This window comes from Mycobacterium sp. pR1184, assembly GCF_041287235.1.
In the GTDB taxonomy this organism is placed as follows: Bacteria; Actinomycetota; Actinomycetes; order Mycobacteriales; family Mycobacteriaceae; genus Mycobacterium.
This window is the reverse complement of record NZ_JBGGKR010000001.1, coordinates 459,125-485,644: the sequence shown is the minus strand read 5'-3', so window position 1 is coordinate 485,644 and position 26,520 is coordinate 459,125. Positions and strand designations below refer to the sequence as shown.

At 66.7% G+C, this 26,520-nt stretch carries 27 protein-coding genes; 12 read left to right on the top strand and 15 right to left on the bottom strand.

The features are described 5' to 3' along the window. Positions 1–123: 123 nt before the first annotated feature. From rpsI to eccCa, 6 genes are all read right to left on the bottom strand, one after another. Positions 124–606: a 30S ribosomal protein S9 gene (rpsI, locus tag ACAG21_RS02500; protein ID WP_370494546.1), complete on the bottom strand. Its 483-nt coding sequence runs from the start codon at positions 604–606 to the stop codon at positions 124–126. A gap of 50 nt (positions 607–656) precedes the next feature. Next, positions 657–1,100, bottom strand: a complete 444-nt coding sequence (gene rplM, locus ACAG21_RS02495) for a 50S ribosomal protein L13 (protein WP_342925788.1) — start codon at positions 1,098–1,100, stop codon at positions 657–659. A 235-nt stretch (positions 1,101–1,335) separates the two neighbouring features. Beyond that, positions 1,336–1,638 carry a WXG100 family type VII secretion target gene (locus tag ACAG21_RS02490; RefSeq protein ID WP_370494545.1) on the bottom strand — a complete coding sequence of 101 codons (303 nt, stop codon included), beginning with the start codon at positions 1,636–1,638 and terminating at the stop codon, positions 1,336–1,338. A 6-nt stretch (positions 1,639–1,644) separates the two neighbouring features. Beyond that, positions 1,645–1,971 (bottom strand): WXG100 family type VII secretion target, encoded by a 327-nt coding sequence (locus tag ACAG21_RS02485; protein ID WP_370494445.1) that lies wholly within the window; start codon positions 1,969–1,971, stop codon positions 1,645–1,647. An 85-nt stretch (positions 1,972–2,056) separates the two neighbouring features. Beyond that, a complete protein-coding gene (locus ACAG21_RS02480; protein ID WP_370494444.1) occupies positions 2,057–3,301 on the bottom strand; it encodes a type VII secretion-associated protein in 1,245 nt (414 codons plus the stop codon). After that, positions 3,298–6,975 (bottom strand): type VII secretion protein EccCa, encoded by a 3,678-nt coding sequence (eccCa, locus tag ACAG21_RS02475; protein WP_370494443.1) that lies wholly within the window; start codon positions 6,973–6,975, stop codon positions 3,298–3,300. Before eccCa ends, ACAG21_RS02480 begins: the two co-directional genes overlap by 4 nt. 160 nt (positions 6,976–7,135) lie before the next feature. Here eccCa and eccD point away from each other — a divergent pair, with 160 nt between their 5' ends. Both eccD and mycP read left to right on the top strand, forming a co-directional pair. Beyond that, a complete protein-coding gene (gene eccD, locus ACAG21_RS02470) occupies positions 7,136–8,473 on the top strand; it encodes a type VII secretion integral membrane protein EccD (protein WP_370494544.1) in 1,338 nt (445 codons plus the stop codon). Continuing rightward, positions 8,464–9,774, top strand: a complete 1,311-nt coding sequence (gene mycP / locus ACAG21_RS02465) for a type VII secretion-associated serine protease mycosin (protein ID WP_370494442.1) — start codon at positions 8,464–8,466, stop codon at positions 9,772–9,774. The genes eccD and mycP overlap by 10 nt, the downstream gene beginning before the upstream one ends. Here mycP and eccB read toward each other — a convergent pair. Then, entirely contained in the window at positions 9,739–11,121 is a 1,383-nt protein-coding gene (gene eccB, locus ACAG21_RS02460; protein ID WP_370494441.1) for a type VII secretion protein EccB, read from the bottom strand. The genes mycP and eccB overlap by 36 nt on opposite strands. A gap of 157 nt (positions 11,122–11,278) precedes the next feature. On the opposite strand from eccB, the gene ACAG21_RS02455 reads away from it, so the two are divergent. The 3 genes from ACAG21_RS02455 to ACAG21_RS02445 all read left to right on the top strand — a co-directional run bounded on the left by ACAG21_RS02455 (position 11,279) and on the right by ACAG21_RS02445 (position 13,567). Beyond that, positions 11,279–12,145, top strand: coding sequence for a cutinase family protein (locus ACAG21_RS02455; RefSeq protein ID WP_370494543.1), 867 nt, complete (start codon positions 11,279–11,281; stop codon positions 12,143–12,145). A gap of 30 nt (positions 12,146–12,175) precedes the next feature. Next, a complete protein-coding gene (locus ACAG21_RS02450) occupies positions 12,176–12,838 on the top strand; it encodes a cutinase family protein (protein WP_370494440.1) in 663 nt (220 codons plus the stop codon). A gap of 84 nt (positions 12,839–12,922) precedes the next feature. Next, complete coding sequence (locus tag ACAG21_RS02445) at positions 12,923–13,567, top strand: cutinase family protein (protein ID WP_370494439.1); 645 nt, start codon at positions 12,923–12,925, stop codon at positions 13,565–13,567. Between the two features lie 146 nt (positions 13,568–13,713). Here the strand turns inward: ACAG21_RS02445 and truA are convergent, their stop codons facing one another. From truA to infA, 8 genes are all read right to left on the bottom strand, one after another. After that, positions 13,714–14,619, bottom strand: coding sequence for a tRNA pseudouridine(38-40) synthase TruA (gene truA, locus ACAG21_RS02440; RefSeq protein WP_370494542.1), 906 nt, complete (start codon positions 14,617–14,619; stop codon positions 13,714–13,716). Beyond that, complete coding sequence (gene rplQ / locus ACAG21_RS02435; protein WP_370494438.1) at positions 14,552–15,178, bottom strand: 50S ribosomal protein L17; 627 nt, start codon at positions 15,176–15,178, stop codon at positions 14,552–14,554. The genes truA and rplQ overlap by 68 nt, the downstream gene beginning before the upstream one ends. A gap of 58 nt (positions 15,179–15,236) precedes the next feature. Further along, positions 15,237–16,280, bottom strand: a complete 1,044-nt coding sequence (locus tag ACAG21_RS02430; RefSeq protein WP_096284885.1) for a DNA-directed RNA polymerase subunit alpha — start codon at positions 16,278–16,280, stop codon at positions 15,237–15,239. Between the two features lie 85 nt (positions 16,281–16,365). Further along, a complete protein-coding gene (rpsD, locus tag ACAG21_RS02425) occupies positions 16,366–16,971 on the bottom strand; it encodes a 30S ribosomal protein S4 (RefSeq protein ID WP_370494437.1) in 606 nt (201 codons plus the stop codon). 10 nt (positions 16,972–16,981) lie between these two features. Beyond that, entirely contained in the window at positions 16,982–17,401 is a 420-nt protein-coding gene (rpsK, locus tag ACAG21_RS02420) for a 30S ribosomal protein S11 (protein WP_090600535.1), read from the bottom strand. Between the two features lie 6 nt (positions 17,402–17,407). Beyond that, entirely contained in the window at positions 17,408–17,782 is a 375-nt protein-coding gene (rpsM, locus tag ACAG21_RS02415; protein WP_066880444.1) for a 30S ribosomal protein S13, read from the bottom strand. Between the two features lie 157 nt (positions 17,783–17,939). After that, positions 17,940–18,053: a 50S ribosomal protein L36 gene (gene rpmJ / locus ACAG21_RS02410; protein ID WP_003879483.1), complete on the bottom strand. Its 114-nt coding sequence runs from the start codon at positions 18,051–18,053 to the stop codon at positions 17,940–17,942. A 33-nt stretch (positions 18,054–18,086) separates the two neighbouring features. Then, complete coding sequence (gene infA, locus ACAG21_RS02405; RefSeq protein WP_003418601.1) at positions 18,087–18,308, bottom strand: translation initiation factor IF-1; 222 nt, start codon at positions 18,306–18,308, stop codon at positions 18,087–18,089. Between the two features lie 258 nt (positions 18,309–18,566). Between infA and ACAG21_RS02400 the strand changes: the two genes are divergently transcribed. The 7 genes from ACAG21_RS02400 (at position 18,567) to ACAG21_RS02370 (ending at position 26,498) form a co-directional block, all read left to right on the top strand. Then, positions 18,567–20,243, top strand: a complete 1,677-nt coding sequence (locus ACAG21_RS02400) for an FAD-dependent oxidoreductase (RefSeq protein ID WP_370494436.1) — start codon at positions 18,567–18,569, stop codon at positions 20,241–20,243. Between the two features lie 14 nt (positions 20,244–20,257). Further along, the gene (locus tag ACAG21_RS02395; protein WP_370494435.1) at positions 20,258–21,769 is read left to right on the top strand and encodes an ATP-binding protein; all 1,512 of its coding nucleotides are present in this window, start codon (positions 20,258–20,260) and stop codon (positions 21,767–21,769) included. A 28-nt stretch (positions 21,770–21,797) separates the two neighbouring features. Next, positions 21,798–22,649: an LLM class F420-dependent oxidoreductase gene (locus ACAG21_RS02390; protein WP_370494434.1), complete on the top strand. Its 852-nt coding sequence runs from the start codon at positions 21,798–21,800 to the stop codon at positions 22,647–22,649. Positions 22,650–22,671: 22 nt separating this feature from the next. Then, positions 22,672–23,538 carry an LLM class F420-dependent oxidoreductase gene (locus ACAG21_RS02385; RefSeq protein ID WP_370494433.1) on the top strand — a complete coding sequence of 289 codons (867 nt, stop codon included), beginning with the start codon at positions 22,672–22,674 and terminating at the stop codon, positions 23,536–23,538. A gap of 26 nt (positions 23,539–23,564) precedes the next feature. Then, on the top strand, positions 23,565–24,560 hold the full coding sequence (gene rfbB, locus ACAG21_RS02380; RefSeq protein ID WP_370494432.1) for a dTDP-glucose 4,6-dehydratase: 996 nt from the start codon (positions 23,565–23,567) through the stop codon (positions 24,558–24,560). Between the two features lies 1 nt (position 24,561). Then, complete coding sequence (gene rfbC, locus ACAG21_RS02375; protein ID WP_370494431.1) at positions 24,562–25,173, top strand: dTDP-4-dehydrorhamnose 3,5-epimerase; 612 nt, start codon at positions 24,562–24,564, stop codon at positions 25,171–25,173. 185 nt (positions 25,174–25,358) lie between these two features. Next, entirely contained in the window at positions 25,359–26,498 is a 1,140-nt protein-coding gene (locus tag ACAG21_RS02370; protein ID WP_370494430.1) for an acyltransferase family protein, read from the top strand. The last annotated feature ends 22 nt before the right edge of the window (positions 26,499–26,520 follow it).

Sequence of the window (26,520 nt, the reverse complement as noted above, 5' to 3'; positions counted from 1 at the left end):
TTTTGTGACCGCAACCGCGCATGTTTGTGCGCCGACACGCCGAAAGGGTGCCCAAAAGACGCGCAACGAAGCTCCCCCCGTGAAACAGGGGGAGCCCCGCCGCGGCCAGAAAATGATCGCTGATCAGCGCTTGCTGTACTGAGGTGCCTTACGGGCCTTCTTGAGGCCGTACTTCTTGCGCTCGGTGGCACGCGGGTCACGGGTGAGGAAGCCGGCCTTCTTCAGCGGGGGCCGGTCCTCGGGCTGGGCCAGGATCAGCGCCCGGGCGATGCCCAGACGCAGCGCACCGGCCTGACCCGACGGGCCGCCGCCGTGCAGCAGCGCGTAGACGTCGAAGGTCTCCAGCCGGTCGACGGTGACCAGCGGGGCCTTGATCAGCTGCTGGTGCACCTTGTTCGGGAAGTAGGCCTCCAGGCTGCGCCCGTTCAGGTCGAACTTGCCGGTGCCGGGCACCAGGCGGACCCGCACCACGGCCTCCTTGCGGCGGCCGACGGTCTGGATGGGCCGCTCGAGCACGATCGGCTCGCTGGGCTTGGCCGCGGGGGCTTCGGCGGCGGGCTCGGCCGGGGTCTCGGCGGTGTCGGCCGGGGCTTCCTCAGTGGTCACCTCGACGACCACCTCGGCCGTTTCGTCGTTGTTTTCGACGTTGGTCTCGGTCACTGGGCCACCTGCTTGATCTCGAACGGAACCGGCTGCTGCGCCGCGTGCGGGTGCTGCGGGCCGGCGTAGACGTGGAGTTTGCGCTGGATCTGCTTGCTGAGCTTGTTGTGCGGCAGCATGCCGACGATCGCGTTCTCGACGACGCGGGTGGGGTGCTTCTCCATCAGCTCACCGATCGTGCGCTTGCGCAGACCGCCGGGATACCCCGAGTGGCTGTAGGCCAGCTTGCTCTGCAGTTTGTCGCCGCTGATGGCGACCTTGTCGGCGTTGATGACGATGACATAGTCGCCGCCGTCGACATTGGGGGCGAACGTGGGCTTGTGCTTACCGCGCAACAGGGTGGCTGCCGCGACGGCAAGGCGACCAAGCACTACGTCCGTGGCGTCGATGACGTACCACGACCGCGTGGTGTCACCCGCCTTTGGCGCGTAGGTGGGCACAGCGCTTACCTTCTTTTCTCTCGGGTGGATCCCGGTTCGAGCCGGGTGCCGGTCAGGGCGTCCCTGGTGGGTCTGCGGTTGGGGTTTGGTCTCGGCGACCGACATTGACCCGAGCCCCCGGCGTACCGCACGCCAACGGAGCAGCTTACCGACCCACATCCCCGCAGGTCAAAATGACTGTGCGGTCCCAACGGCTCTCCTTCCGCCGGGACCGCACAGTGGCTCATGGGGTGCGCTACCTTGCCCAGACTCCGGCCGCCCGGCGGTCGGCGTCGGCAACCTCGTCGGCGCCGTCGCGCACCGCGTTTCCCAGGTCGACCAAGATCTCGTTCAACGCGACCGCTGCCTGATGCCATTTGAGCTGCTCAGCCTGGTAGGCGGCAGCCGCTTCACGGGTCCACAGCTGTTGCAGCGGGGCGATTTGCGAGCGCAATTCGTCAAGCGCCGCATTGAGACGAGTCGAGGTGGTGTGGATCTCCTGACGCACCGAGTGTTCGATTTCGCCGAAGTTATAGGACAGCACTGGGTCCACCGGAATGTCCTTTCACAGATCGCCGCCGGCAACGCCGATGTGGTGGGCATGGTTCAGGCCGGCATCGCGCAGCGTGGCCTCGTTGTACCGAATGGTCTCCGCGATCGCGTGCAGCACGTGATACAGCCGCAACGACTCGGCATTCCAGCGATCCACCACGTCCTTGAACCGGGCGGCGGCGAGCCCACCCCACACCGATGGCGGCACGAGGCTCATTCGGCCGATGAATGCCTGCAGCATCGCCCGGATCTCTTCGTTGCGGCTGTCCGTGGTGCCTGCGACCGAGCGCATCAGATCAAAATCGGTGCTCAGCGTGTTCGCACCTGGCGGTGTAGTCACCCTTCTCCTTCCTCTCCGATACCAAGTACGACCACCCGCACCTGGGTTTGGTTCCCTCCAAATTTCCCGGCCCCGCGGCAACGGCTCATGCGATCGCGTGGGCTGACCGCACCGCCTCCTCGCACGCGGCGCGGACGGCATCCTCACCACCGGGCCGGCTCTGGCAGCCGATGCTGATCCGAACCGATCCATCAACAATCACCGTCCATCGCACGTGATGATTGGCGCGGACTTCGCGATACGTCACGGCGGGGCGTCCCGCGGTGACCCCGGACGGATTGAAGTCGACAAACACCCCGGCGGGCTCGCTGTCGATCGCGAGCTTCAACCGGTCGGCGGTGGCGCTGAGCGTCTCACCCGGAATCGGCGACTGGGTAATGTGCAACGCCACTTCACGATCCGACTGCGACGTGACCTGCACCCGTGCCGAACCCGGCCCCGCGATCACCCGTTGCGTCGTCCAATCCGCCGGCACCGTCAGTGCAACCCGGCCTTCCACGAGAAATGTCGTCGACGCCGCAGTCACGGGGGCAACGCCGCGATGACCGCCCGCCACGATCGCCGGCGCCGTCGCGGCCAGCACGACTGTGGCGGCCGCTAGAGCGCCAAACATCCGGATGCGGGACCGCACCCGACCGGCGTTGACGCCCGACGGCGGCGGCAGCACCTGAGCTCCGATGTCGGAAGTCACCGACAACGCCAACCGAGATAGCCGGGCGTCGTCAACCAGCACTATTCTCTGCCCGCGTCGGCGCATGCTGCCGGCGAGCAGCGTCGCAAGCTCTCGGGCCCCGGCGACGTTGCCAGGCACATCGATCAGCACGGTTGCTGTTGCTTCGCAAGTCATTTCCTCGACGCGACCCATGACTTCTTCGGCCACGGACCGCGGCTCGGCCCGGCGCGCGACGGCCGCGACATCGTCCCCCACGATCGCGACCAGCCGCTCGGCGATCTCCACCACCGGCACGTCCGGCTCCGCCTTCGACACCCGGCGAACCAACCACGACCGCGGGTGCACCTGCACGTCATCGGACACCGCAGCGGCCGCGGCGGCAACCACATCGACTCGCGACGCGGGCCACCAGGATGGATGTACTATCCGAATCGCTTTGCCCGCTTGCGGGTCCCCGCAGGCCAACGACCGCAGTCCACTGCGCCACAGCCGATCGACCGCCACGGGCAATCCGTCGACCAAGGCCACCTGATCGTCGATCGCGTTCAGAGCAGCGTGCAGGGTCTCCGCTGCTTCATCGGCGACTGCGCTTGTGGCACAACACAACCGGTGAATCGTCCCCGGGCCCGCCGCGATAATGGCGTGATGCCCGTTCACGGTGGCGGACTCCAGCCCACCTGGATTACCTGCTCGTCGCCGGCATCGTTGAGCAAAACGCCACGCCCCGCCGGCAATCGCACCGGGCGTCCCGCACCCAACAGCGAGCCATCATCCGGTCGCGCACTCATCATCAGCCCCATGCAGCCGATCTCCCGCAGACCCGCCAGCAGCGGCTCGAACAACCCGCGCGACGCACCCCCGCTGCGCCGGGCCGCGATGAGGTGCAATCCCAGATCCTTGGCATGCGGCAGGTATTCGAGAACGTCCAACAGCGGATTTCCGGCCGGAGCGGCGACCAGGTCGTAGTCGTCGACGACGACATAAATGTCCGGACCGGACCACCATGACCTCGCCCGCAGCTGCGCCTGTGTCACGTCCGGCGGCGGCATCCGCCGCTGCAGCAGATCGAGCAGGTCCGGCATCAGCGCCCTGAGAGCAGTTGGCGCCATGGCATAGCCGCCGAGATGTTGTGACTCCACGACGCCGAGCAGGGTGCGCCGAAAGTCGACGATCAGTAGTCGCGCCTGTGCGGCCGTCTTCGTCCGAACAATTTCGCGGCACAGAGTCCGCAACGCGGTGGTCTTTCCGCACTCGTTTTCCCCGAGGATCAGCAGATGCGCATTCCGCTCGAAATCAATTGCTACGGGCCGTAATCGACGCTCCTCAAGACCAAGGATTATCTGCGTGTCGCCCTCGTCGTCCGCCGACTCGACGACGGCACAGTGGTCGACGTGCGTGGGTAGCAGCGGTATGGCGGGAGCCGCCAGCTCGCCGTAACGGCATCGCAATTCGTCGGCGTCGATCGGCCGGCACATGACCATGTGCAGACCGTCGTGGGACAGACCGCGGCCCGGTCGGTCGCGGGGCACTTCGTGCGCTCGTTTGCGGTCAAGCTCCGAATCGGCCGGATCGCCCAGCCGCAGTTCGATACGGGTGCCGATCTGATCCCTCAACGAGGGCCTGATCTCGGCCCAGCGCGAAGCCGATAGCACGACGTGCACCCCAAATGACAACCCCTGGGCCGCAATAGCAGCCACTGATTCCTCCAGCATCTGGAACTCATCACGCAAACCCGCCCAGCCGTCGACGACGAGAAATACGTCGGCACGCTGCTCGCAGGGCTCGACCTCCCGAGCGCGCATGATCGATTCGATCTCGGCGATCATGCGCACGACGAGCCGGGGCTCGGCTCTGCTCGCGATCGTGCCGATATGGGCCAAAGTGCGCAGCGATGCGAACGTTCCACCGCCAAAGTCCAGACAGTAGAACTGGACCCGCCCCGGATCGTGAGCGGCCGCCAGCGCGGTGATCAGCGTCCGCAGGGCTGTCGACTTGCCCGTTTGGGGCGCGCCCACGACCGCGACATTGCCTGCCGCTCCCGATAAGTCGACCATCAGCGGTGTGCGGCACTGTTCAAACGGGCGATCGACGATGCCGACGGGCACTCTCAGGCTTCCCGGTCCTGCGTCGCGCAGCAGACTGTCCAGTGGCGGCGCCAGGCCCAACGGGGGCAACCACACTCGGTGCGCCGTCGGACCGTGCCCGCGCAGCCGGTCCAGCACAGTCCGCAGGATGGTGGGCGCGGGCGACGCGCCCGACCCGACGACGTGGGCGATCGGTCCGACGGCGTGTGCGGTGAACACCCGCACCGCTGCCGGCATCTGCGGGAGCGCAGGCGCGACGCCAGGCGCCGAGCTGTCTGGACCTGACACAAATGCGGTTTGGAAACGGATCAGCTCCCCGCTGCCGCAGCGCAGCAAGCCCGCTCCGGGAGTGTTCGGTAGCTCGTATGCGTCGGGTGTTCCCAGGACGATTCGTGATTCGCTGGCGGACAACGTCTTCAAACACACCCGGTAGGATAGGTGCGCTTCCAGCCCACGCAGCCGGCCTTCGTCGAGGCGCTGACTCGCAAGCAAGAGGTGCATGCCCAGTGACCGGCCGAGCCGACCGATCGCGACGAACATATCGGCGAAATCGGGATGCCGGCTGAGTAATTCGGAGAACTCGTCGACAACGATGAACAGCACCGGCAGGGCAGTCATCATCGCGCCGGCCCGACGGGCCTGCTCGTACGCCGCAATGCTGGAGCACCTCGCCCTCCGCAGTAACTCCTGCCGACGATTCATCTCACCGGCCAGTGCGTCGCGCATCCGGGCGACCAGCGATGCTTCCTCCGCGAGGTTGGTGATGACCGCGGCGACGTGCGGAGCCTGTGCCAAGTCGAGAAACGTTGCGCCACCTTTGAAGTCGACGAGCAATAGGTTCAGCACTTCTGGAGAGTTGCGCGTCATCATGCCCAGTGCGACGGTACGCAGCAGTTCGGACTTGCCCGACCCGGTCGCGCCCACACAGAGCCCGTGCGGCCCCATGCCGTCTTCGGCGGCCTCCTTGATATCGAGTTCGAGAGCGACTCCGTCCGGCGTGCTTCCGATCGGAGCGCGCAGCCGAGCACGGTGATCTCGGCTGCGCCACAACACGACCGGGTCGTAGCCGGCGACATCGTCGAGACCGACCAGGCCTGGCCAGCCTGAATCGCCACCAGGGCCGGACGCGGTGCCTGCCCGGTAGGCGGCAAGACGGCGCGCGCATATCTGCGCGTCGAGCAGATTCATCCGGTCGGGGTACGTCAGGGCGTGCTCCACGCCGCAAACCCGCATGCTCAACGGCGAGCGGGCGAGGCCGGGGCCCGTCTCGATGATGGTCGCACCCGTGATGGCCCCCGCGCTGTCGACGTCGCCGAGCCCCTGCTGGTCGACGACGATCACCGCGCGCGCCGGAAGTGCGGGCCCGGCCAGAGCGCGCTGCAGCTCCGCAGCGCTGTCATACAGCATGCGCGCACTGCCTAGCGAGTCCTTCGCCGCCGGGTGTTGACTGTGCGGCAGCCATTTCAACCAATCCCATTGTGCCCGAGTATCGTCGGTGATCACAGCGGCAATCAGCAATCGGTCCGGCGGGTGCAGCACGGCGAGCTGACAGATCATCGCGCGCAGCAGTCCGCGCACCTCGGCCAGATCACCATCGACAATCACCGACGTTGTTGGGCTCAGGGGAAGGACGATCGGCACGTCCGCGATCGTCTCGTGTGCCCGGATGAAGCGCTGTGCGGCAGTGATGGTGACCGGATCGGTACGCTGCCCGGCGGGCATTTCAGGGGCTACCAGCCTGGCCGAAAGTGGCGCAGTACCGATGCCGACGCGAACCGAACAGAAGTCGGGGTCGCTCGCTCGTCGTTCCCACATCCGCGGACCGCCGATCAATGTCCATAACGCAGTCGGGTCGGGGTGACTCCAGTTGAGTGAGACCCGCTGTGCTGCAGCGATTTCGGTTACCGACCGGCGCAGCCCTGTCAGATATCCGAGGTAGTCGGCACGGTTCGCGCCGATCTCGTTACCCTGCCGGCGGCCACGTTGCGCGATCGATGTCAGCACCATCGACACCAGCATCATCACCGGGAAGGCGAGAAATCCGGGATTGCGGGTAGCGGTCGGACCGGAGCAGAAGGCCAGCGCCATGACTGCGACGGTTACCACAGACATGACAACCGGCAGCAGGCGCATCGGCAGACTTGGTGTTGTCGACTGCGGCAGCTCCGGCGGCGCGGCAACGACGATGTCCGCGGTCGCGGCTTGCGGCGGCAGCTGGCGCTGCACCGGCACGAACACCTCTGTCATCCCGGCCCCTCCCCGCGTGCGACGACGGTAAGCAGTGCCGGGATGGACCGCAACTCACCTGTGGACAGCCGAATACCGATGTGTCGAAACTGCTTTAACGTCTCGCTCATCCGAATCTGAAGAGGTCGCGTTGTCTGTATCCGATCCGGCGCTTCGCCGCGTGTCCGTGCATGCCGGCACCGCCATAGTTGACGTGGTTCTGCCGTCGGAGATGCCGGTCGCCAACCTGCTGTCGCCTATCGTCGAGACCCTTAAAGGCCACGGCGTCAGCAATCCCACCCGGTATCAGCTGTCGATCCTGGGTTCGTCGACTTTGGATTCGTCCACGACGCTGGCGCGCAGCGGTGTCCGCGACGGCGATGTGCTCGTCCTGAGCCAGTTTAAAACGCCGCCTCCCACAGTGCGATACGACGATGTAGCAGAGGCTGTGTCGGCAACGCTGGACGGCGGGAGATGGAGTCCGTCTCGAAACGCGCTGGCAACGCGTCTTTCCGCCGCCGTGGGGGCCGGCTTTCTCAGCGGTACCGGATGCCTGACACTCATTCGAAATACGTTTGCCACCACCGCTATCCGTGACATGAGCCGCACGGCAGGAATCGCTGCGCTCGTCGCGTTCGCGGCTGTGATGTTGGCGGCGCTGGCGAATCGCACGTACCGGGACGCCATGGCCGCCCTCACGCTGGGTCTGGTCGCTACGGCATTCTCCGCAGTCGCGGGCTTTCTCGCGGTATCCGGGCCCCCAGGCCTGCCCCACGTGCTTCTGGCGGCTGCCGCCGCCGCGGCCACCGCTGTGCTGGCGATGCGCGTATCCGGTTGTGGAATAACGGCATTGACCGCGGTAGCGTGTTTCGCGGTGATCGTTGCCGTCGCCGCGTTCGGAGGTCTGATCACCGACGCCTCGTTGCAGATGGTCGGTGCGGTGTTGGCGCCGGTGTCGCTTGGGCTACTCGCGGTTGCGGCACGCGCGGCACTCATCCTGGCCGGATTGTCGCCCAAACCAGCCGACCCACAACCAGTTACCGACGATGTGGCCGCCAACGCTGTTCGCGCCGATGCCTGGCTGGCCAGCCTGCTGGCGGCCTTCTCGTCGTCAGCGGCCACCGGCGCCATCGTCACCGTAGCGGCGGGCGCACCTCGGCTGGGATGCACTGCGCTGGCGGCAGCCACCGGTGCGCTACTGCTGCGGCGCGCCGCGTCGGCCGACAGAAAGGCGACGTTGGTAAGCGTCATAGCCGGTATCGCAACCATCGGAACAACGTTCGGAGTTGCCGCGCTCAGGGCTCCGGAGCGCGGGGCATGGATTGCCGCGGCGACGGCGTTGTCGGTCGCTGGTGCGGTCTACCTCGGGTTCGTAGCGCCGCGCAGACCGCAGTGGGCCATCGCACGAAAAAGCGTCGAGGTGCTGGAGTGCTTGGTCCTGATCGCGACCGTGCCACTGGCCTGTTGGATATGTGGCCTCTACGACGCCGCCCGCGGTCTGCATCCGTCATGGGGTTGAGGACGTCGCGCCTCGCCCGACTGGTTGCGATATCGGTGTTGACGGCATCATCGAGCTGGGGAATGCCGTCGGCACAAGCGGTTTCGCCGCCGGAGATCGATGACAGGTTATTGCCGAAGCCGGCGTTGCCGGCACCCACCAGGCCGACGGTGCAACGCGAGGTCTGCACGATGGTGACCGGGGATCCGGGTCCGGGGCGAAACCAGCTCACAGATCTGGATTTACCGCACGTCTGGCAGCTGACCCGCGGCGCCGGCCAGCGAGTCGCGGTCATCGACACCGGCGTTTCGCGTCATCGCCGGTTGCCCGGTGTGGTGCCGGGCGGCGATTACGTATTCACCGGCGACGGCACTCAGGACTGCGACGCTCACGGGACGTTGGTCGCCGGAATCATCGCCGCCACAGCCGATTCCACAGCCGATAGTTTCAGCGGCGTCGCGCCCGACGTCACGTTGATCAGCATTCGGCAGTCCAGCTCGAAATTCGCACCGGCCAGCGCCCCGTCGCGCTCGGGCATCGGCGATGTAGACACCATGGCCAAAGCGGTCCGGACTGCCGCGGACCTGGGCGCGTCGGTGATCAACATTTCGTCGGTGGCGTGTGTTCCGGTCACGTCGGCACTCGACGACCGGGCGCTGGGCGCCGCCCTGGCCTACGCGGTCGACGTCAAGAACGCCGTCGTGGTCGCCGCGGCCGGAAACACCGCCGGCGGGCAGTGTCCGGCCCAGCGCCCCGACGCGACGTGGCAAACCGTCTCGGTCGCGGTCAGTCCCGCCTGGTACGACGACTACGTGCTGACCGTCGGTTCGGTGAACACCGACGGGACGCCCTCGGCCTTCACTCTTGCCGGTCCGTGGGTCGACGTCGCCGCCGTCGGGCAGGGGGTGACGTCGTTGACTTCCGCGCCGTTATCCGGAACCAGTTACGCCGCACCGGTTGTCAGCGGACTCGCCGCGTTGATCCGGGCCCGGTTCCCCGCGCTGACGGCGCGGCAGGTGACGCAGCGCATCGAGTCGACCGCGCATCATCCGCCAGGGGGATGGAATCCGTTCGTCGGCAGCGGCACCGTCGACGTCCTGGCCGCGGTGAGCACCGACTCCGGCGCGCCCGTCAATGTCGTCAAGCCGCCGCCGGCACACGTGCCGATCGCCACGCCGATACCGAAGCCGGCGAATTCTGTTGGGCGGGATACCGCGCTGCGCGGTGCGGCCATGTGCCTGGTCGCTCTGCTGTGCGCGCTGATCGTCGGTGCGGCCAAGCGGCGGCTACCAGGATCCCGCAATGGTGTCGCGGGCGACTGACGCGCCCGCCCTGCTCAGTTCCGGCCCGGACGGAAGTACCGCGATCATCGACCAGGGCACGGGAACAGGGTCCGTCTGCAGGCCGAGGTTGCGGGCGGCCTCGTCGTCGTGAATCGCGTACCGCACACCGGTGTCGATGACGAGGTAGCGTGTTCCCGCCCCGCCATCGCCCCGCACATACGCGCTGCGGCCGGGTGGCAAGTAGACAGCATCGAGTGCGCGACCGCGGCCGTCTGCTTGTGATAACGACACCGGGGCCTGGCCCGGCGGAAGCGGCAAACCACTCGCGGTCAGGATCGTTGCACCGGACCCGGCGGGCCCCGAACTCGCACACACGGTCATAGCGCCGATCAAGCCGTTGTCCCGGGGCGCGCGTTCCGGGAACGTACCCACCGGCAGCGTGTCGACGATCGGGGCACCCCGGATCACGTCCGGTGCCACCGCGATCATGTTGGCAGTGCCGCGCGAGTCGCCGAAACGCAGAAGATCCGCGGCTACCTGGCTTACTCGCTGGACGCCGGCGCTCAGGACCGCGTAGTACTCGTCGCCATCTCCGCGTGTGATACGCAGCACAGTGCCGACAGGAAAGTCGGGCAGTCCGGCCGCTCTGCCTCCGGCCCCCCGGATTCGTGGAGCCGTGATCGGCGGCGCCTCCGGGATCGTGTTGAGCACGGACTGCGAGACGACCTTGGGCGGGTGGCCCTCCAGCCGCAGTGCGCGCACGACCGCGGTGTCGGCGAGGTCCACGACAGCCCGCTCGCCGTTGTACAGCAGGTACACCGGCGGACCCGTACCCGGTGCGACCAGCAGTGCCTCATCGCGGGCCAGGCGATGGGCCGACGCCGCGCCGGCCGGCCCGACGATCAGCGTCGTGGAAGTTCCGCCTGGCGTATCGCAGATCGTCCAGACCGCATCGTTGCCGGACAACAGCGGACCGAGAAGCTGTGGTGCGCCCGGAATGCCCAGCAGCGGACCACGTTTGGTGCGGCGCAAGTCGGACTCGGGCACTGGCTGAGGATTGGCATCGGTGGCCGCGACCAGCCGCGCCGAGGCCAGGTTCAGCACCGGGTGCCAGGTATCGCCGACTCGCACATACAGCGCTCCGGTCTCCTTGCCCATCACGATCTGGGCGTGATCCAGCCGGACGTGGGGCCGTAGCAACCCGATGAATGCACAGCCCAACGCCGCGACGGCGGCCAGTGCGCAGCCCACCGTCAGGGGTCCGGTGCGCGCTCGCAGCGGTTGATCGGACAGCCCGGCAGCGCCGCCCAGTAGTGCGCGCTCAACCCGCCGTAGCAGGAATCGATAGCCGCTGGCATGCGCCCAAGTCGTCGATTGGTGGGGCACTGGCCTCCCAAAGTCCGCGAATCCGCTGGTGACAGTAACCGCGCGACAACGCCCCGCGCCGCCGGTTATCCACAGCCGCGTAGGTTTGGCGAGGTCACAATCTGGGTAAAATTGGCGCGTGATTTTTCACCGCATCCGTACCCGTCGGGAGGGCAGCGTGCGGTTAGCCGGTCGCCTGGTCGGCCTGGGCGCTGCCGCCCTGGTCATCGCCGCGGGCCTGCTCGCCACGCCGAGTGCCCCCGTCGCGCGCGCCTTCGACTGCCCCGACGTCGAGGTGATCTTCGCCCGCGGCACCAACGAGCCGGCCGGCCTGGGCCGCGTCGGTGACGCGCTGGTCGACTCGCTGCGCCAGCAGACCGGTTTGAACATCCTGCCGTACGGGGTGAACTACGCCGCGAGCAAGCTGCAGCTGCACGGCGGCGACGGGGCCAACGACACCATCGACCGCGTCAAGAAGAGCGTGGAAACCTGCCCCAACACCAAGATCGTGCTGGGCGGCTACTCGCAGGGCGCGTCGGTGATGGACATCGTGGCCGGCGTCCCGATCGGCGGCATCAGCTGGGGCAACAAGCTGCCGCCGCAATACGCGGACAACATCGCGGCCGTGGTCACCTTCGGTGACGTGGCCGACCGTGCCGGCGGCACACTGCCCACGCAGAGTGCATTGCTCGGCTCCAAGGCCATGGACTACTGCAACCCCAACGACCCGATCTGCCACGCCGGTCCCGGCAACGAGTGGAGCGGTCACACCGAGGGCTATGTCCCCGTCTACACCACTCAGGCGGCGCAGTTCGTGGCGTCCAAGTTGGCCGGCACCGGCCAGTCGATGCCCGGGTACGGACCGTCGGCTCCGGGTGCCGGTCCCAACACGCCCGGCTACGGGCCGCAAACGCCGGGGCAGGCACCGGGTCCCGGCTCGCCGACGCCTGGGCCGTTGAGCCCCAGCTACGCACCGCAAGCACCGGCCCCGTCGGCGCCCGGACCCACGGTTCCCCAGACCGACGTGGTTGCCGCGGTTCACTAACCCGCGATCAACAACCCGTACTATCGCGGCATGAGCCTTGCCGCGAAAAGATCACGGGCGCATAACTTTTCCCTGTTAGCAGTCGCCGCACTGCTGGCTGGCGCCGCGATGGTGCTGGGGTCTCCGCTGGTCCCCCGTGCGTTTGCCGGTTGCCCGGACGTCGAGGTGGTGTTCGCCCGCGGAACCGACGAGCCCCCCGGACTCGGCAAAGTCGGCGGCGCCTTCGTCACCGCGCTGCGCGCGCAGACCACCCGCAATGTGGGGTCCTACGCCGTCAACTACCCGGCCAACGACGATTTCCTGGCCGCCACCGACGGGGCGAACGACGCCAGCGGCCACGTCCAGCACATGGCCGACCACTGCCCCAACACCAAGCTGGTGCTGGGCGGCTACTCCCAGGGCGCCGCCGTCATCGACATCGTCACCGCCGCACCCATCGCCGCCCTCGGCTTTCGCGATCCGCTGCCGGCCGATGCCGCCGACCACGTCGCCGCGGTGGCCCTGTTCGGGAATCCGTCGGGACGGGCCGGCAATCTGATGACGGCCCTGAGCCCCGATTTCGGCGGCAAGATCCTCAACCTGTGTAACCCCGGCGACCCGATCTGCTCCAACGGCAACTCATGGCCCGCCCACCTCAGTTACGTGCCCGGATTGACCAATAAGGCAGCACATTTCGTCGCCGCCAAGATCTAGCGGCACAAAGATCCGGTCACACCGTGGTCGCGGAGTGATCACGGCCGTTCACTAGCACCCGCCGAAAATGCGTACCATCGGCTCATGGGGGTTAGACCGCTTGGCCACGCACTGTTCGCGACATGCATGATCGCCGGCTCGGCTTTGACGCTGGCTCCGGTGGCCTCGGCAGGCCCGCCGTGCCCGGGCGCCGAGGTGGTGTTCGCCCGCGGCCGTGAGGAGCCGCCGGGCGCCGGCCTGGTCGGCGACGCGTTCGCCAACTCGCTGCGCTCCAAGACGCAGCTGCCGGTCGGCGTCTACGGGGTCAACTACCCCGCCGACGTCGATCCCGCCAAGGGCGCCAACGACATGAGCAGCCACGTCCAGTACATGGCCAAGCATTGCCCGACCACCCGCGAGGTGCTCGGCGGCTACTCGCTCGGGGCGGTGGCGGCCGACCTGGTGATCGCGGTGACCCAGCCCTCGTTCGGCTTCAAGAACCCGCTGCCTCCGGGCATCGATCAACACGTGGCCGCGGTCGCGTTGTTCGGCAACGGCACTCAGCGGGTGCTCGGCCCGGTGCCCGGCTTCAGCCCGGCCTTCGCCGGCAAGACGATCGAGGAGTGCGCCCCCGGCGACCCGATCTGCAATGGCAACGGCAAGGCGGTGTGGGCGTCGCATCTGCAGCCCTCCTACATCGACTCGGGATTGGTCGATCAGGCGGCCAGCTTCGCCGCCGGCAAGCTGTAGTCGTATTCAACGGCGCCCAGGCATACAAGCAAGCCGACCGGTAACGAGAGTCCAGACGTCGAGCCGGTAATTTTGCAGACCTCTCGCGGCGTGTCGTCTGCAAAATTACAGTGTCGCGCCGACTGAGGGGCGCTCTAGGCCCAGTGCTAGCGGGTGCGCAGATCGCGGGTGATCAGGATGCGCGACGCGAGCTCGTCGTCGGGCGGATAGTCCACACCGACTAACGTCAGACCCTGCGCCGGAGCGGCCGCGAAGTCGCTGGATCGTGTTGTCGCGCTGAGCAATCCACGGCACCACTCTCGAGATCGCCGGTGTTCGCCGACGGCCAGCAGCGCGCCGACCAGTGACCGCACCATCTGCCAGCAGAACGCATCGGCGCTGACGTGCGCGGTGATCAGGTCGCCGTCGCGCGACCAGTCCAGCCGCTGCAGGTCGCGAATCGTGGTGGCACCGTCGCGATAACGGCAGAAAGCCGCAAAGTCGTTCAGCCCCACCAGATCTTGCGACGCTTCGCTCATCGCATCCGCGTCCAGCTCCCGCGGCCACGCGGTGATGTAGCGCGCCTGCTGCGGCTGCACGCCGTAGGCGGCCGTCGACAATCGGTACTCGTAATGACGCCGCAGCGCCGAGAAGCGTGCATCGAAACCAGCTGGGGCGCGGGCAATTCCGAGCACCCGGACGTCGGTGGGCAAAAAGCGGCCCAGCCGGCGCAGCAGCGGCAGGAACTCCGGATCGCCGGCGCGCGGCGCACGCGGGTAGGCGTTGGGCAAGGCGGCGGCGGGCACATCGACATGGGCCACCTGTCCGGTGGCATGCACTCCCGTGTCGGTGCGCCCGGCCGCCCACAGCTTTACCGGCGTGCGGAAAACCGTCGTCAGCGCGTCATCGATGACGCCGGCGACAGTGCGCTGCCCGGCCTGCGTTGCCCAGCCCGCGAAATCGGTTCCGTCGTAGGCGATATCGAGCCGAAGACGGACGTCTCCGCTACTTGTCGTCTGCCTCGTCACCCTGGTCGGCGGCCTCGGGCTCGGCGGCGGCCTCGGCCTCGGCAGCCGGCTCGGCCGCTTCGGTCGTGGTCTCTTCGGCCTCGGGAGCCGTCACCTCTTCGGCGGTCGGGCCTTCGGCGGCCTCGGGCTCGACCGCGGCCTGCGGCGCGGCGGCCGCAGCCACCGGCGCGTCGGCCGTTGCCGAAGCTTCCGAAGGCTTCTTCGAAGCCTTCACCCGACGCGCCCGGTCGGCCTCCGAGGTGACGGTCTTTTCCTGTACCAACTCGATCACGGCCATCGGGGCGTTGTCGCCCTTGCGCGCCTCGACCTTGATGATGCGGGTGTAGCCACCGTCACGATCGGCGAAGTGCGGCCCGATCTCGGCGAAAAGGGCGTGCACCACGTCCTTGTCGCGGATCTTCTTCATCACCTCTCGGCGATTGTGCAGCGTGCCCTTTTTCGCGTGCGTGATCAGCTTCTCCGCGTACGGCCGCAGCGCACGCGCCTTCGGCTCGGTCGTCTTGATGCGACCGTGCTCGAACAGCGACGTGGCCAGGTTGGCCAGCAGAGCCTTCTGGTGCGAAGACGACCCGCCGAGGCGAGGGCCCTTGGTGGGCTTGGGCATTGCACTATCTCCTATTTAGCGGCCGACCCCCGTATCAGGTAGGGCCGGGACGGATTCTTTAGAGCTGTTCGGTTTCGGCGTAGTCCGCGTCGTCGTACGACGCCTCGCTGGACCAGGTGCCGGTGGCGACGTCGTAACCCGCGACCTCCGACGGGTCGAAGCTCGGCGGGCTGTCCTTGAGCGACAGGCCCAGCTGGTGCAGCTTGACCTTGACCTCGTCGATGGACTTCTGCCCGAAGTTGCGGATGTCGAGCAGGTCGGACTCGGTGCGGCTGACCAGCTCGCCGACGGTGTGCACGCCCTCGCGCTTGAGGCAGTTGTAGGACCGCACGGTCAGATCCAGGTCGTCGATCGGCAGCGCGAACGAGGCGATGTGGTCGGCCTCGGCCGGCGACGGCCCAATCTCGATGCCTTCGGCCTCGACGTTGAGTTCGCGTGCCAGGCCGAACAATTCGACCAGGGTCTTACCCGCCGACGCCAGGGCGTCGCGGGGGGTGATGGAACTCTTGGTCTCGACATCCAGGATCAGCTTGTCGAAGTCGGTGCGCTGCTCGACACGGGTGGCGTCCACCTTGTAGGTGACCTTGAGCACCGGCGAGTAGATGGAATCGACTGGGATACGGCCGATTTCGGCACCGGAAGCACGGTTCTGCACGGCCGGCACGTAACCACGACCGCGTTCGACGACGAGCTCGACTTCGAGCTTGCCCTTGTCGTTCAGCGTCGCGATGTGCATGCCGGGGTTGTGCACCGTGACACCGGCGGGCGGCACGATGTCACCCGCGGTGACCTCACCCGGGCCCTGCTTGCGCAGGTACATGGTGACCGGCTCGTCCTCCTCGGAGGACACGACCAGACCCTTGAGGTTCAAGATGATGTCGGTGACATCCTCCTTGACGCCGGGCACGGTGGTGAACTCGTGCAGCACGCCGTCGATGCGAATGCTGGTCACGGCCGCGCCGGGAATCGACGACAGCAGGGTGCGCCGCAGCGAATTGCCAAGGGTGTAACCAAAACCCGGCTCCAGCGGTTCGATGACGAACTGGGACCGGCTGTCGGTGAGGATTTCCTCGGACAGTGTGGGTCGCTGAGAAATCAGCATGGTGTTTCTATTCTCCTTCTCGGCACCCGCTATTTGATGCCGTTAGGGTTTTCCAGTCGGCGGCTGCCGAACTGGAAGTCTCTAGTTACTTCGAGTAGTACTCGACGATCAGCTGCTCGGTGAGCGGCACGTCGATCTGGGCGCGCTCGGGCAGCTGGTGCACGAGGATGCGCTGACGCTCCCCGACCACCTGCAGCCAGGCCGGGATCGGACGGTCGCCCGCCGTCTCCCGCGCGATCTGGAAAGGCACGGTGTTCAGCGAACCGTCCCGCACGTCGATGATGTCGTACTGCGACACCCGGTAGCTGGGCACGTTGACGTGCACGCCGTTGACGCTGAAGTGCCCGTGGCTGACCAGCTGGCGGGCCATTCGGCGAGTCCGCGCGATGCCGGCGCGGTAGATCACGTTGTCCAGCCGGCTCTCGAGGATCTGCAGCAGGTTCTCACCGGTCTTGCCGGTGTGGCGGACGGCCTCTTCGTAGTAGCGGCGGAACTGCTTCTCCATCACGCCGTAGGTGAAGCGGGCCTTCTGCTTCTCCTGCAGCTGCAGCAGGTATTCGCTCTCCTTGATCCGCGCGCGGCCGTGCTGACCGGGCGGGTAGGGACGCTTCTCGAAGGCCTGGTCGCCACCGACGAGGTCGGTGCGCAGCCGGCGCGACTTGCGGGTGATGGGTCCGGTGTAACGAGCCATGGTTGTCCTCCTAGACCCTTCTGCGCTTGGGCGGACGGCAGCCGTTGTGCGGCTGGGGGGTGACGTCGGAAATCGCGCCGACCTCCAGGCCCGCGGCCTGCAGCGAGCGGATCGCGGTCTCCCGGCCCGAGCCCGGGCCCTTCACGAACACGTCGACCTTGCGCACCCCGTGCTCCTGGGCCTTGCGCGCGGCGTTCTCGGCAGCCAGCTGTGCGGCGAACGGAGTCGACTTACGCGAGCCCTTGAAGCCGACGTGGCCCGACGACGCCCAGGCGATGACGTTGCCCTGCGGGTCGGTGATGCTCACGATCGTGTTGTTGAACGTGCTCTTGATGTGCGCGGCGCCGTGCGGGATGTTCTTCTTTTCCCGCTTGCGGGTCTTCTGCCCCTTCTTGGGGGCCGACGCTGCTGCCTTCTTGGCTGGTGGCATGGGCGGTTACCTGGCCTTCTTCTTGCCGGCGATGGTGCGCTTGGGACCCTTGCGGGTACGCGCGTTGGTCTTGGTGCGCTGGCCACGCACCGGCAGGCCGCGGCGATGCCGCAGGCCCTGGTAGCAGCCGATCTCGATCTTGCGGCGGATGTCTGCCTGAACCTCGCGGCGCAGGTCACCCTCGACCTTGAGGTTGGCTTCGATGTAGTCACGCAAGTGGGTCAGCTGGTCGTCGGTCAAGTCCCTGGTCCGCAGGTTCCTGTCGATACCCGTCGCTTCGAGAATCTCGTTCGAACGGGTCCGGCCGACGCCGAAGATGTAAGTCAGCGCGATCTCCATCCGCTTGTCACGCGGCAGATCGACGCCTACTAGTCGAGCCATAGGTGGCGTTTCCTCTTTTTCTAAGCGGAGGTCTTTTCCCAGCCCGTTCCCGAATTGATCGGGGCCCGGCCTCCGACCGGGCGTGGATGAGCGACGTATTCGCTCAGTGGTGCTGGGAGGTCTGCATTCAGTTGTGGGTGGTACCTGGCCGGGAGAGTTAGCCCTGGCGCTGCTTGTGGCGTGGATCGGAGCAGATCACCATGACCCGCCCATGCCGACGGATCACCCTGCACTTGTCGCAAATCGGCTTCACGCTGGGGTTGACCTTCACGGCTGTTCGATCCTGTTCTCGTCTGTTGGTTGGTTACTTGTACCGGTACACGATGCGGCCCCGGGACAGGTCGTAAGGAGACAGCTCCACTACCACCCGGTCCTCGGGCAGGATGCGGATGTAGTGCTGCCGCATCTTGCCGCTGATGTGGGCAAGCACCTTGTGGCCGTTCTCCAGCTCAATGCGAAACATCGCATTGGGCAGAGGCTCGACCACCCGGCCCTCGACCTCGATGGCGCCGTCCTTCTTGGCCATAACTACTCGTTGAATCCTCGTCGTTTAGTTTCGTTGTCGTCTGCGCCAACAACGGCACAGCATTCACACCGACTTTGGAACGTGAGCCGGTGACAGGAAATTCCTAGGGAACGGACACACAAAAAAGCCGGCGCGAAATGTCGCACCGTCGTTCCATGGTACCCGCTCGTGCGGCGTGGCCAAAATCCGCGATCCGGGCGCTCGCGGGCGCCACCTCGACCCACCACACCAGGCCTGACAAGCGCATACTTGACCACGATGACACGTCCCCTTGATGGCACCGCGCAGGCACGCAAACCGGTGATCCTGACCGTCGACGACGATCCAGCCGTTTCCCGCGCTGTGGCCCGGGACCTGCGGCGCAAATACGGCGAAGATCACCGCATCGTGCGCGCGGAGGCCGGTCCCGAGGCGCTGGAAACCCTCAAGCAGCTCAAGCTGCGCGGCGAAACGGTGGCCGCGCTGATCGCCGACTACCGGATGCCGCAGATGAGTGGCATCGAGTTCCTCGAACAGGCGATGGATTTGTACCCGGTGGCGCGCCGCGTGCTGCTGACCGCCTATGCCGACACCCATGCCGCGATCGACGCGATCAACGTCGTGGACCTGGACCACTACCTGCTCAAGCCGTGGGATCCGCCGGAGGAAAAGTTCTACCCGGTCATCGACGGCCTGCTCGAAGCCTGGCGGGCGGCACCGGAACACCCCGTCCCGCACACCAAGGTGATCGGGCATCGCTGGTCGGCGCGGTCCTGGGAGGTGCGCGACTTCCTGGCCCGCAACGGCCTCTACTACACCTGGTTCATGGCCGACGAGCCCGACGGCGAGCGACTCCTGCAGGCGGCCGGCGAAGACGGCAAGCGGCTGCCCGTCGTCGTCACCGAGCACGGCGACCCGCTGGTAGAGCCCTCCGACGCCGAACTGGCCGACAAACTGGGCCTGTCCTCCACCCCGTCGCAGGAGTTCTACGACCTGATCGTGATCGGCGGTGGGCCCGCGGGCCTGGCCGCCGCCGTGTACGGCGCTTCCGAGGGACTGCGCACGGTGCTGATCGAGCACACCGCGACCGGCGGGCAGGCGGGACAGAGTTCGCGCATCGAGAACTACCTGGGCTTCCCGGACGGAGTATCGGGCGGCCAGCTGGCCGAACGGGCACGCCGGCAGGCCGAGAAGTTCGGCGCCGAGATCATCACCGCCCGCAGGGCGACCGGCCTCGAGGTGAACGGATCCAAGCGCACCGTGCGCTTCGCCGACGGCGGGTCGATCGACGCGCACGCCGTCATCCTGGCCACCGGTGTCTCCTACCGTCAGCTCAGCGCCGAGGGACTCACGGAGCTGACCGGCTGCGGCGTCTACTACGGCGCGGCGGTGTCGATCGCCTCGGACTGCGAAGACGAAGAGGTCTATGTGATCGGCGGCGCCAACTCCGCCGGCCAGGCCGCGATGTATCTGTCGCGCACGGCCAAATCGGTCAACATCGTGGTGCGGGCGCCGTCGCTGGAGGCGTCGATGTCGTACTACCTGATCCAGCAGATCGAGGCGAACCCCAAGATCAACGTCCTGACCTGCACCGAGGTGCGGCGCGCCGCCGGCGACGGCCACCTGGAGAAGCTGACCCTGGTCAACAACCGGACCGAGCAAGTCGAGGACGTCGCCTGCGGCCGGATGTTCATCTTCATCGGCGCCGCCCCCCGCACCGAGTGGCTGGACGGGGTGCTGGCCCGCGACAACCACGGCTTCATCCTGACCGGCCCGGACCTGCGCAACGTGTGCGGCTGGACGCTGGACCGGCCACCGCATCACCTGGAAACCAGCGTGCCGGGCGTCTTCGCCACCGGCGACGTCCGCTCCACGTCCGCCAAACGGGTCGCGGCCGCCGTCGGTGAAGGCTCGATGGCCGTGATGCTGGTGCACCGCTACCTGGCCGAGTCCTAGAAGGGTCGCGCGTCATGACCGCCAATACGCCGTGTGAGCCCGACGAACTGCGCTCCCTGTTCCTGTTCGAGTCGCTGACCGACGAACAGCTCGCGGTGCTGTGCAGCAACGGGTGCATCGAGGAGTATCAGCCGGGGCCGATCTGCGTGGAAGGCGAGCCGGCGACCTGCTTCTACGTGCTGCTCGAGGGCGAACTGACGATGTCCAAGCTCTCCGGCGGCCAGGACATCGAAACCAACCGCACCTCGCAACGCGGCGTGTACGCGGGAGCCTGGCGGGCGTTCACCGGCGGGAAGCAGAAGACCTACGACGCCTCGGTGCACGTGACCAAGCCGTCGCGGTTTTTCGTGATGGACGCGCCCGTCTTCGCCCAGTTCATGCGCGACCAGTTCCCGATGGCGGTGCACCTGCTCGACGGCATCGCCGTCGGCACGGACCGGACCCGCCGCATCATCGACAACCGGGAGAAGCTGCTGGCGCTGGGCCGGCTGTCGGCCGGGCTGACGCACCAGCTCAACAACCCGGCCGCGGCGATCGCGCGGGCCGCGGCGGATCTGCGCGAACGCGTGGCCAACATGCGCCACAAGCTGGCGATGCTCGCCGACGGGACGATCTCCCCCGAGGTGCTGGGCGCACTGGTGCGGTTGCAGGAGCGGGTCGCCGAGCAGGTCGCCAAGAAGTCGTCCGATCACCTGAGCGCGCTGGAGACCTCCGACCGCGAGGACGCGGTCGGCGACTGGCTGGACGAGCACGGCATCGACGGCGGCTGGGACATCGCGCCGACGTTCGTCGAGGGCGGCATCGACACCGATTGGCTGGAGCGCATCGCCGCGGTTAGTGACGAGCTGGCCGCGTCGGACTCGCTGGAGATGGCGATTCGATGGATCAACTACACCATCGAGAGCGAGCTGCTGATGAACCAGATACTCGAAGCGAGCAAACGGATTTCGGCGCTGGTCGCCGACGCCAAGCAGTACTCGCAGATGGATCGGGCCCCGTTCCAGGTGGCCAACGTGCACGACCTGCTCTACAGCACGCTGGTGATGTTCGCCGACCGGCTGACCAAGGACGGCAGCAAGGACGGAAAATCGATCACCCTCGTCAAGGATTTCGACAAATCACTACCCGAAATCCCTTGCTATCCAGGCGATCTCAATCAGGTGTGGACCAATATCATCGACAACGCGCTGGCCGCGATGCGCGATACCGGCGGCACGCTGACGGTCCGCACCTGCCGCTTCGGAGACAGCATGGCCCGTGTCGAGATCTGCGACACCGGGCCAGGGGTGCCGGCCGAGATCCGCGAACACATCTTCGAGCCGTTCTTCACCACCAAACCGTTCGGCGAGGGCACCGGCCTCGGGCTGGATCTGGCGTTCAACATCGTCGTCAAGAAACATCGGGGCGACCTGCGGGTGGAGTCGGTGCCCGGCGACACCCGATTCATCGTCCTGCTGCCGCTGGAGATGCCCGTCGCCGACGTCGCCGCCGTGGATGACGACGAGGATCTGGACGAGGCGGAATAGCACCCACGGCGACCGGGTTGGAGACGGCATGACCGATGCAGCTGCAAGCAAGCCCAATCTTGGCCGGTTCGGATCGTTCGGACGTGGCGTAACGCCACAACAAGCAAAGGAAATCGAGGCACTCGGCTACGGAGCCGTCTGGGTGGGCGGCTCACCGCCCGCCGAGCTGGCTTGGGTGGAGCCCATCCTGGAAGCGACAAGCACGTTGCAGGTGGCCACCGGCATCGTGAACATTTGGACCGCACCCGCCAACGAGGTCGCCGAGTCGTTCCATCGGATCGACAAGGCCTACCCGGATCGGTTTTTGCTCGGCATCGGCGTCGGCCACCGCGAGGTGATCAGCGAATATCGCAAGCCCTACGACGCGCTGGTCGAGTATCTGGATTCACTCGACGAGTACGGCGTGCCGGCCCATCGCCGGGTGGTGGCCGCGCTGGGCCCGCGGGTGCTGGGGATCTCGGCGCAGCGCAGCGCCGGCGCGCACCCGTATTTGACGACGCCGGAGCACACCGCGCAGGCGCGCGAGCTGATCGGGCCCTCGGCGTTCTTGGCGCCCGAGCACAAGGTGGTGCTGACCACTGACGCAGACGAGGCCCGCGCGGTCGGGCGCGAGGCGCTGGACATCTACTTCAACCTGGCCAACTACCGCAACAACTGGAAGCGGTCGGGCTTCGGCGAGGACGAGGTCGTCCGTCCGGGCAGCGACCGCCTGGTCGACGCGGTGGTGGCCTACGGCACTCCCGACGCGATCGCCGCGCGGCTGGGCGAGCATCTTGAAGCGGGGGCCGACCACGTGCCCGTGCAGGTCCTCACCAAAGATGAAAACCTGGTGTCGGCTTTGGCTGAGCTAGCGGGGCCGCTCGGACTGAACCGCTCGTAACCGACCGCCCAGGGGGACCTCGATGAACGACGCCGCAGCACTCAAGCCCAACCTCGGACGCTACGGCGCCTGGCTGCCCACCCGATCCATCACACCCGAGCTGGCCGCCGAGATCGAAGCCCTCGGGTATTCGGCGGCCTGGGTCGGCGGATCACCGGACGCCGATCTGGCGTGGGTGGAACCAGCACTGGCGCAGACTAATTCGCTGCAGCTGGCCACCGGCATCGTCAACATCTGGACGGCGGCGGCCGCACCCGTCGCCGAGTCGTTCAAGCGCATCGAAAGCGCTTATCCGGGAAGGTTTCTGCTCGGTATCGGGGTGGGGCACCCCGAGCACACCCAGGAGTACGTCAAGCCCTACGCGGCACTGGTCGGCTATCTCGACGCCCTCGATGAGGCGCTGGTGCCGACCAGCCGGCGGGTACTCGCCGCGCTCGGGCCCAAGGTGCTGGCGTTGTCCGCCGAACGCAGCGCGGGCGCTCACCCGTACCTGACCACGCCCGAGCACACGGCCAAGGCGCGCGAGCAGCTCGGCAATTCGGTGTTCCTGGCCCCGGAGCACAAGGTGGTGTTGACAACCGACCGCGACAAGGCGCGCGAGGCCGGCCGTCAGCTCGTCCAGCACTACCTGGGGCTGAGCAACTACGTGAACAACTGGCTGCGGCTGGGATTCACCGAGAACGACCTGCGCGGGTCGGGCAGCGACCGACTGATCGACGCGGTGGTCGCCTACGGCACTCCGGAGGCCATCGTGAAGCGGCTGGGCGAGCACCTCGACGCCGGCGCGGACCACGTAGCCATCCAGGTGCTGGGCGGTTACGACGAAGAGACGCTGCTGCCCTCGTTAAGGGAACTGGCCGGGCCGCTTGGGCTGACCCCCGCGAGCTGACCGCCGCCCTCGGTTAGGGTTTGACCATGCGGCTGCTGGTCACTGGTGGCGCCGGTTTCATCGGCGCGAATTTCGTGCACAGCACCGTGCGCGAACGTCCCGACGTTTCAGTGACGGTGCTGGACGCCCTGACTTACGCGGGCCGGCGTGAATCGCTGGCCGATGTCGATGACGCGATCAGGCTGGTCGAGGGCGACATCTGCGACGCCGAGCTCGTGTCCGTGCTGATCGCCGAATCCGACGCGGTGGTGCACTTCGCCGCGGAGAGCCACGTCGACAACGCGCTGGACAATCCCGAGCCGTTTTTGCACACCAACGTGGTCGGCACGTACACGATCTTGGAGGCGGTGCGACGGGCCGGGATACGGCTGCACCACATCTCGACCGACGAGGTCTACGGCGACCTGGAGCTCGACGATCCTCAGCGGTTCACCGAGTCGACGCCCTACAACCCGTCGAGCCCGTACTCGGCGACCAAGGCCGCGGCCGACATGCTGGTGCGCGCGTGGGTTCGCTCGTACGGCGTGCGCGCGACGCTGTCCAATTGCTCGAACAACTATGGGCCGTATCAGCACATCGAGAAGTTCATCCCGCGCCAGATCACCAATGTGCTGACCGGCAGACGGTGCAAGCTGTACGGCGCCGGCGCCAACGTCCGCGACTGGATCCACGTCGACGACCACAACAGCGCGGTCTGGCAGATCCTGGACAAGGGCCAGATCGGTCAGACCTACCTGATCTCCGCCGAGGGCGAGCGCGACAACCTGACCGTGCTGCGCACGCTGTTGCGGATGATGGGTCGTGACGAAGACGACTTCGACCATGTCACCGATCGCGTCGGCCACGATCTGCGGTACGCCATCGATCCGTCGCTGCTGTATGACGAACTGCACTGGGCGCCAAAGCACACCGACTTCGAAGAGGGATTGGCCGAAACCATCGACTGGTATCGGGCAAACGAATCCTGGTGGCGTCCGCTGAAGGACGCATCGGAAGCCCGCTACGAACAACGGGGGCAGTGAGATGGAAGTTCGTGAACTCAAGGTGCCCGGCGCCTGGGAAATCACCCCGAGAATTCACGGGGATTCGCGCGGCATGTTCTTCGAATGGCTGAAAAACACCGATTTCGGTTCGTTCGCCGGTCATGGGCTGAATGTGCAGCAGGCCAACTGCTCGGTATCGGCCGCCGGGGTGCTGCGCGGGCTGCACTTCGCCCAGCTCCCACCCAGCCAGGCCAAATACGTGACCTGCGTGCGCGGGGCGGTGTTCGACGTGGTGGTCGACATTCGGGTTGGCTCACCGACGTTCGGCCAATGGGACTCGGTACTGCTCGACGACAAAGACCGGCGCACCATCTACATCTCCGAAGGCCTCGGGCACGGTTTCCTTGCGCTGCAAGATGATTCGACGGTGATGTACTTGTGCTCCGCGGAATACAGCCCACAGCGCGAGCACACCATCTGCGCCACCGACCCGGCCCTGGGCATCGACTGGCCGCTGGTCGACGGTGCCGCCCCGAGTTTGTCCGACCGCGACGCCGTCGCCCCCAGCTTCGACGAAGTGCGTGCCGCCGGGCTGCTGCCCACCTGGGACGAGGCGCAGAAGTTTGCCGCGCAGCTGCGCGGCAAATCCTGAGATACTGATTGCCGGGCCGGAACTGCAAAAGCCAGTGGACGTCGGCGCCACCCACGCGTAGCAAAGCGGCAACGTCGAGTTGGCGTGAACTCACATTTATTGCCGGTTCATCGACTACCTTGGGCATTCCGTGCGGAAACTCTGGCCGGCCGCGCGGTGTCGACGACAGATACGGATTTGCACGCATGAAGCTCGTGGAGGTTTTCGATCCTCGATGTAACGCCCTGAACCTGTTTCGGCTCGGGCTAGCCGCCGAGGTCATGCTGTTTCACTCCTGGCCGATCACGGGCCACATGCCGCCACACGCGGCGCTGCAGCTGATGTTCGCGGTGGGCGTCGACGGGTTCTTCGCGATCTCGGGATTCCTGATCACCGCAAGCTGGCTCCGCGACCCGCACGTCCGGGACTATCTTGCCGCCCGAGCCCTGCGCATCCTGCCCGGGCTCTACGTCTGCCTGATCATCACCGCGTTCGTGTTTGCCCCGCTCAGCGTCGCGGTCCAGGGCGGCTCGGCGGCGAAACTACTGCTGTCCAGCGCACCGTTCGAATATGTCTTGAAAAACGCCACCCTGGTGGCGGTGCTTCAGTTCGATGTCGCCGGCACACCGCTGCAGGTCGCGTCCCCGGGAATCTGGAACGCTTCGCTGTGGTCGCTGATCTGGGAAGTTCTGTGCTACATCAGCATTGCGCTTATCGGCATTGCCGGGCTTGCCAACCGCCGCTGGATTTCGCCCGCGATCCTGGTGCTCGCGGCGAGTGCCGCGACATTGTTACCGCCACTGACCTTCCCCGGATCATGGACCATCCCTCAGCTCGCCGTGCGCTCGGCCATCATGTTTTCCGCTGGCGCCCTGATGTATCAGTGGCGTGACGTGATTCCCGCTCGGTGGTCGCTCGTCGCGGTGAGCGTGGTCATCGTCGTCGCAGCTGGCGTTCTGCTGCCGGATTACCGGGTGGTCGCTGCCCTTCCACTGGCATACGCCGTAATTGTTTCGGGCGCCCTCATCCGCAAGAAACGCCTGACGTTGCGGACGGATCTGTCTTACGGCTACTACATTTATGCATTTCCGACTCAGCAGTTGCTGGTGATTTTTGGGCTCGGATTCCTGCATCCGGCGGTGTTCTTTGTCGTTGCGGTCATCGCGACGCTGCCGCTGGCTGCGATGAGCTGGTTCTGCGTCGAGAAGCCCTCGATGGCGCTGAAGTCTCGTCTCAAACGGAAGTGGGGTGCGCCCGCCGGCCCCGGAGCCGACGGCGCACAAGGCAGCCCGGCGATCGATCCGACCGCCGGGCAGCCGGCTCCAGACGTTCACGGCACGGGGTAGACAGGCCTGCTTTCGCCCTCGC

Bases quoted from the DNA above. Each gene is read 5' to 3' on its own strand.
- infA (WP_003418601.1), bottom strand. From the start codon at position 18,308: ATGGCCAAGAAGGACGGCGCCATCGAGGTCGAGGGCCGGGTGGTCGAG.
- mycP (WP_370494442.1), top strand. From the start codon at position 8,464: ATGGGGTTGAGGACGTCGCGCCTCGCCCGACTGGTTGCGATATCGGTG.
- ACAG21_RS02430 (WP_096284885.1), bottom strand. From the start codon at position 16,280: ATGCTGATTTCTCAGCGACCCACACTGTCCGAGGAAATCCTCACCGAC.
- rplQ (WP_370494438.1), bottom strand. From the start codon at position 15,178: ATGCCCAAGCCCACCAAGGGCCCTCGCCTCGGCGGGTCGTCTTCGCAC.
- rpsM (WP_066880444.1), bottom strand. From the start codon at position 17,782: ATGGCTCGACTAGTAGGCGTCGATCTGCCGCGTGACAAGCGGATGGAG.
- rpsD (WP_370494437.1), bottom strand. From the start codon at position 16,971: ATGGCTCGTTACACCGGACCCATCACCCGCAAGTCGCGCCGGCTGCGC.
- rpsK (WP_090600535.1), bottom strand. From the start codon at position 17,401: ATGCCACCAGCCAAGAAGGCAGCAGCGTCGGCCCCCAAGAAGGGGCAG.
- ACAG21_RS02395 (WP_370494435.1), top strand. From the start codon at position 20,258: ATGACCGCCAATACGCCGTGTGAGCCCGACGAACTGCGCTCCCTGTTC.
- ACAG21_RS02370 (WP_370494430.1), top strand. From the start codon at position 25,359: ATGAAGCTCGTGGAGGTTTTCGATCCTCGATGTAACGCCCTGAACCTG.
- ACAG21_RS02450 (WP_370494440.1), top strand. From the start codon at position 12,176: ATGAGCCTTGCCGCGAAAAGATCACGGGCGCATAACTTTTCCCTGTTA.
- eccCa (WP_370494443.1), bottom strand. From the start codon at position 6,975: ATGACAGAGGTGTTCGTGCCGGTGCAGCGCCAGCTGCCGCCGCAAGCC.
- ACAG21_RS02385 (WP_370494433.1), top strand. From the start codon at position 22,672: ATGAACGACGCCGCAGCACTCAAGCCCAACCTCGGACGCTACGGCGCC.
- ACAG21_RS02390 (WP_370494434.1), top strand. From the start codon at position 21,798: ATGACCGATGCAGCTGCAAGCAAGCCCAATCTTGGCCGGTTCGGATCG.
- ACAG21_RS02400 (WP_370494436.1), top strand. From the start codon at position 18,567: ATGACACGTCCCCTTGATGGCACCGCGCAGGCACGCAAACCGGTGATC.
- rfbB (WP_370494432.1), top strand. From the start codon at position 23,565: ATGCGGCTGCTGGTCACTGGTGGCGCCGGTTTCATCGGCGCGAATTTC.
- ACAG21_RS02445 (WP_370494439.1), top strand. From the start codon at position 12,923: ATGGGGGTTAGACCGCTTGGCCACGCACTGTTCGCGACATGCATGATC.
- rfbC (WP_370494431.1), top strand. From the start codon at position 24,562: ATGGAAGTTCGTGAACTCAAGGTGCCCGGCGCCTGGGAAATCACCCCG.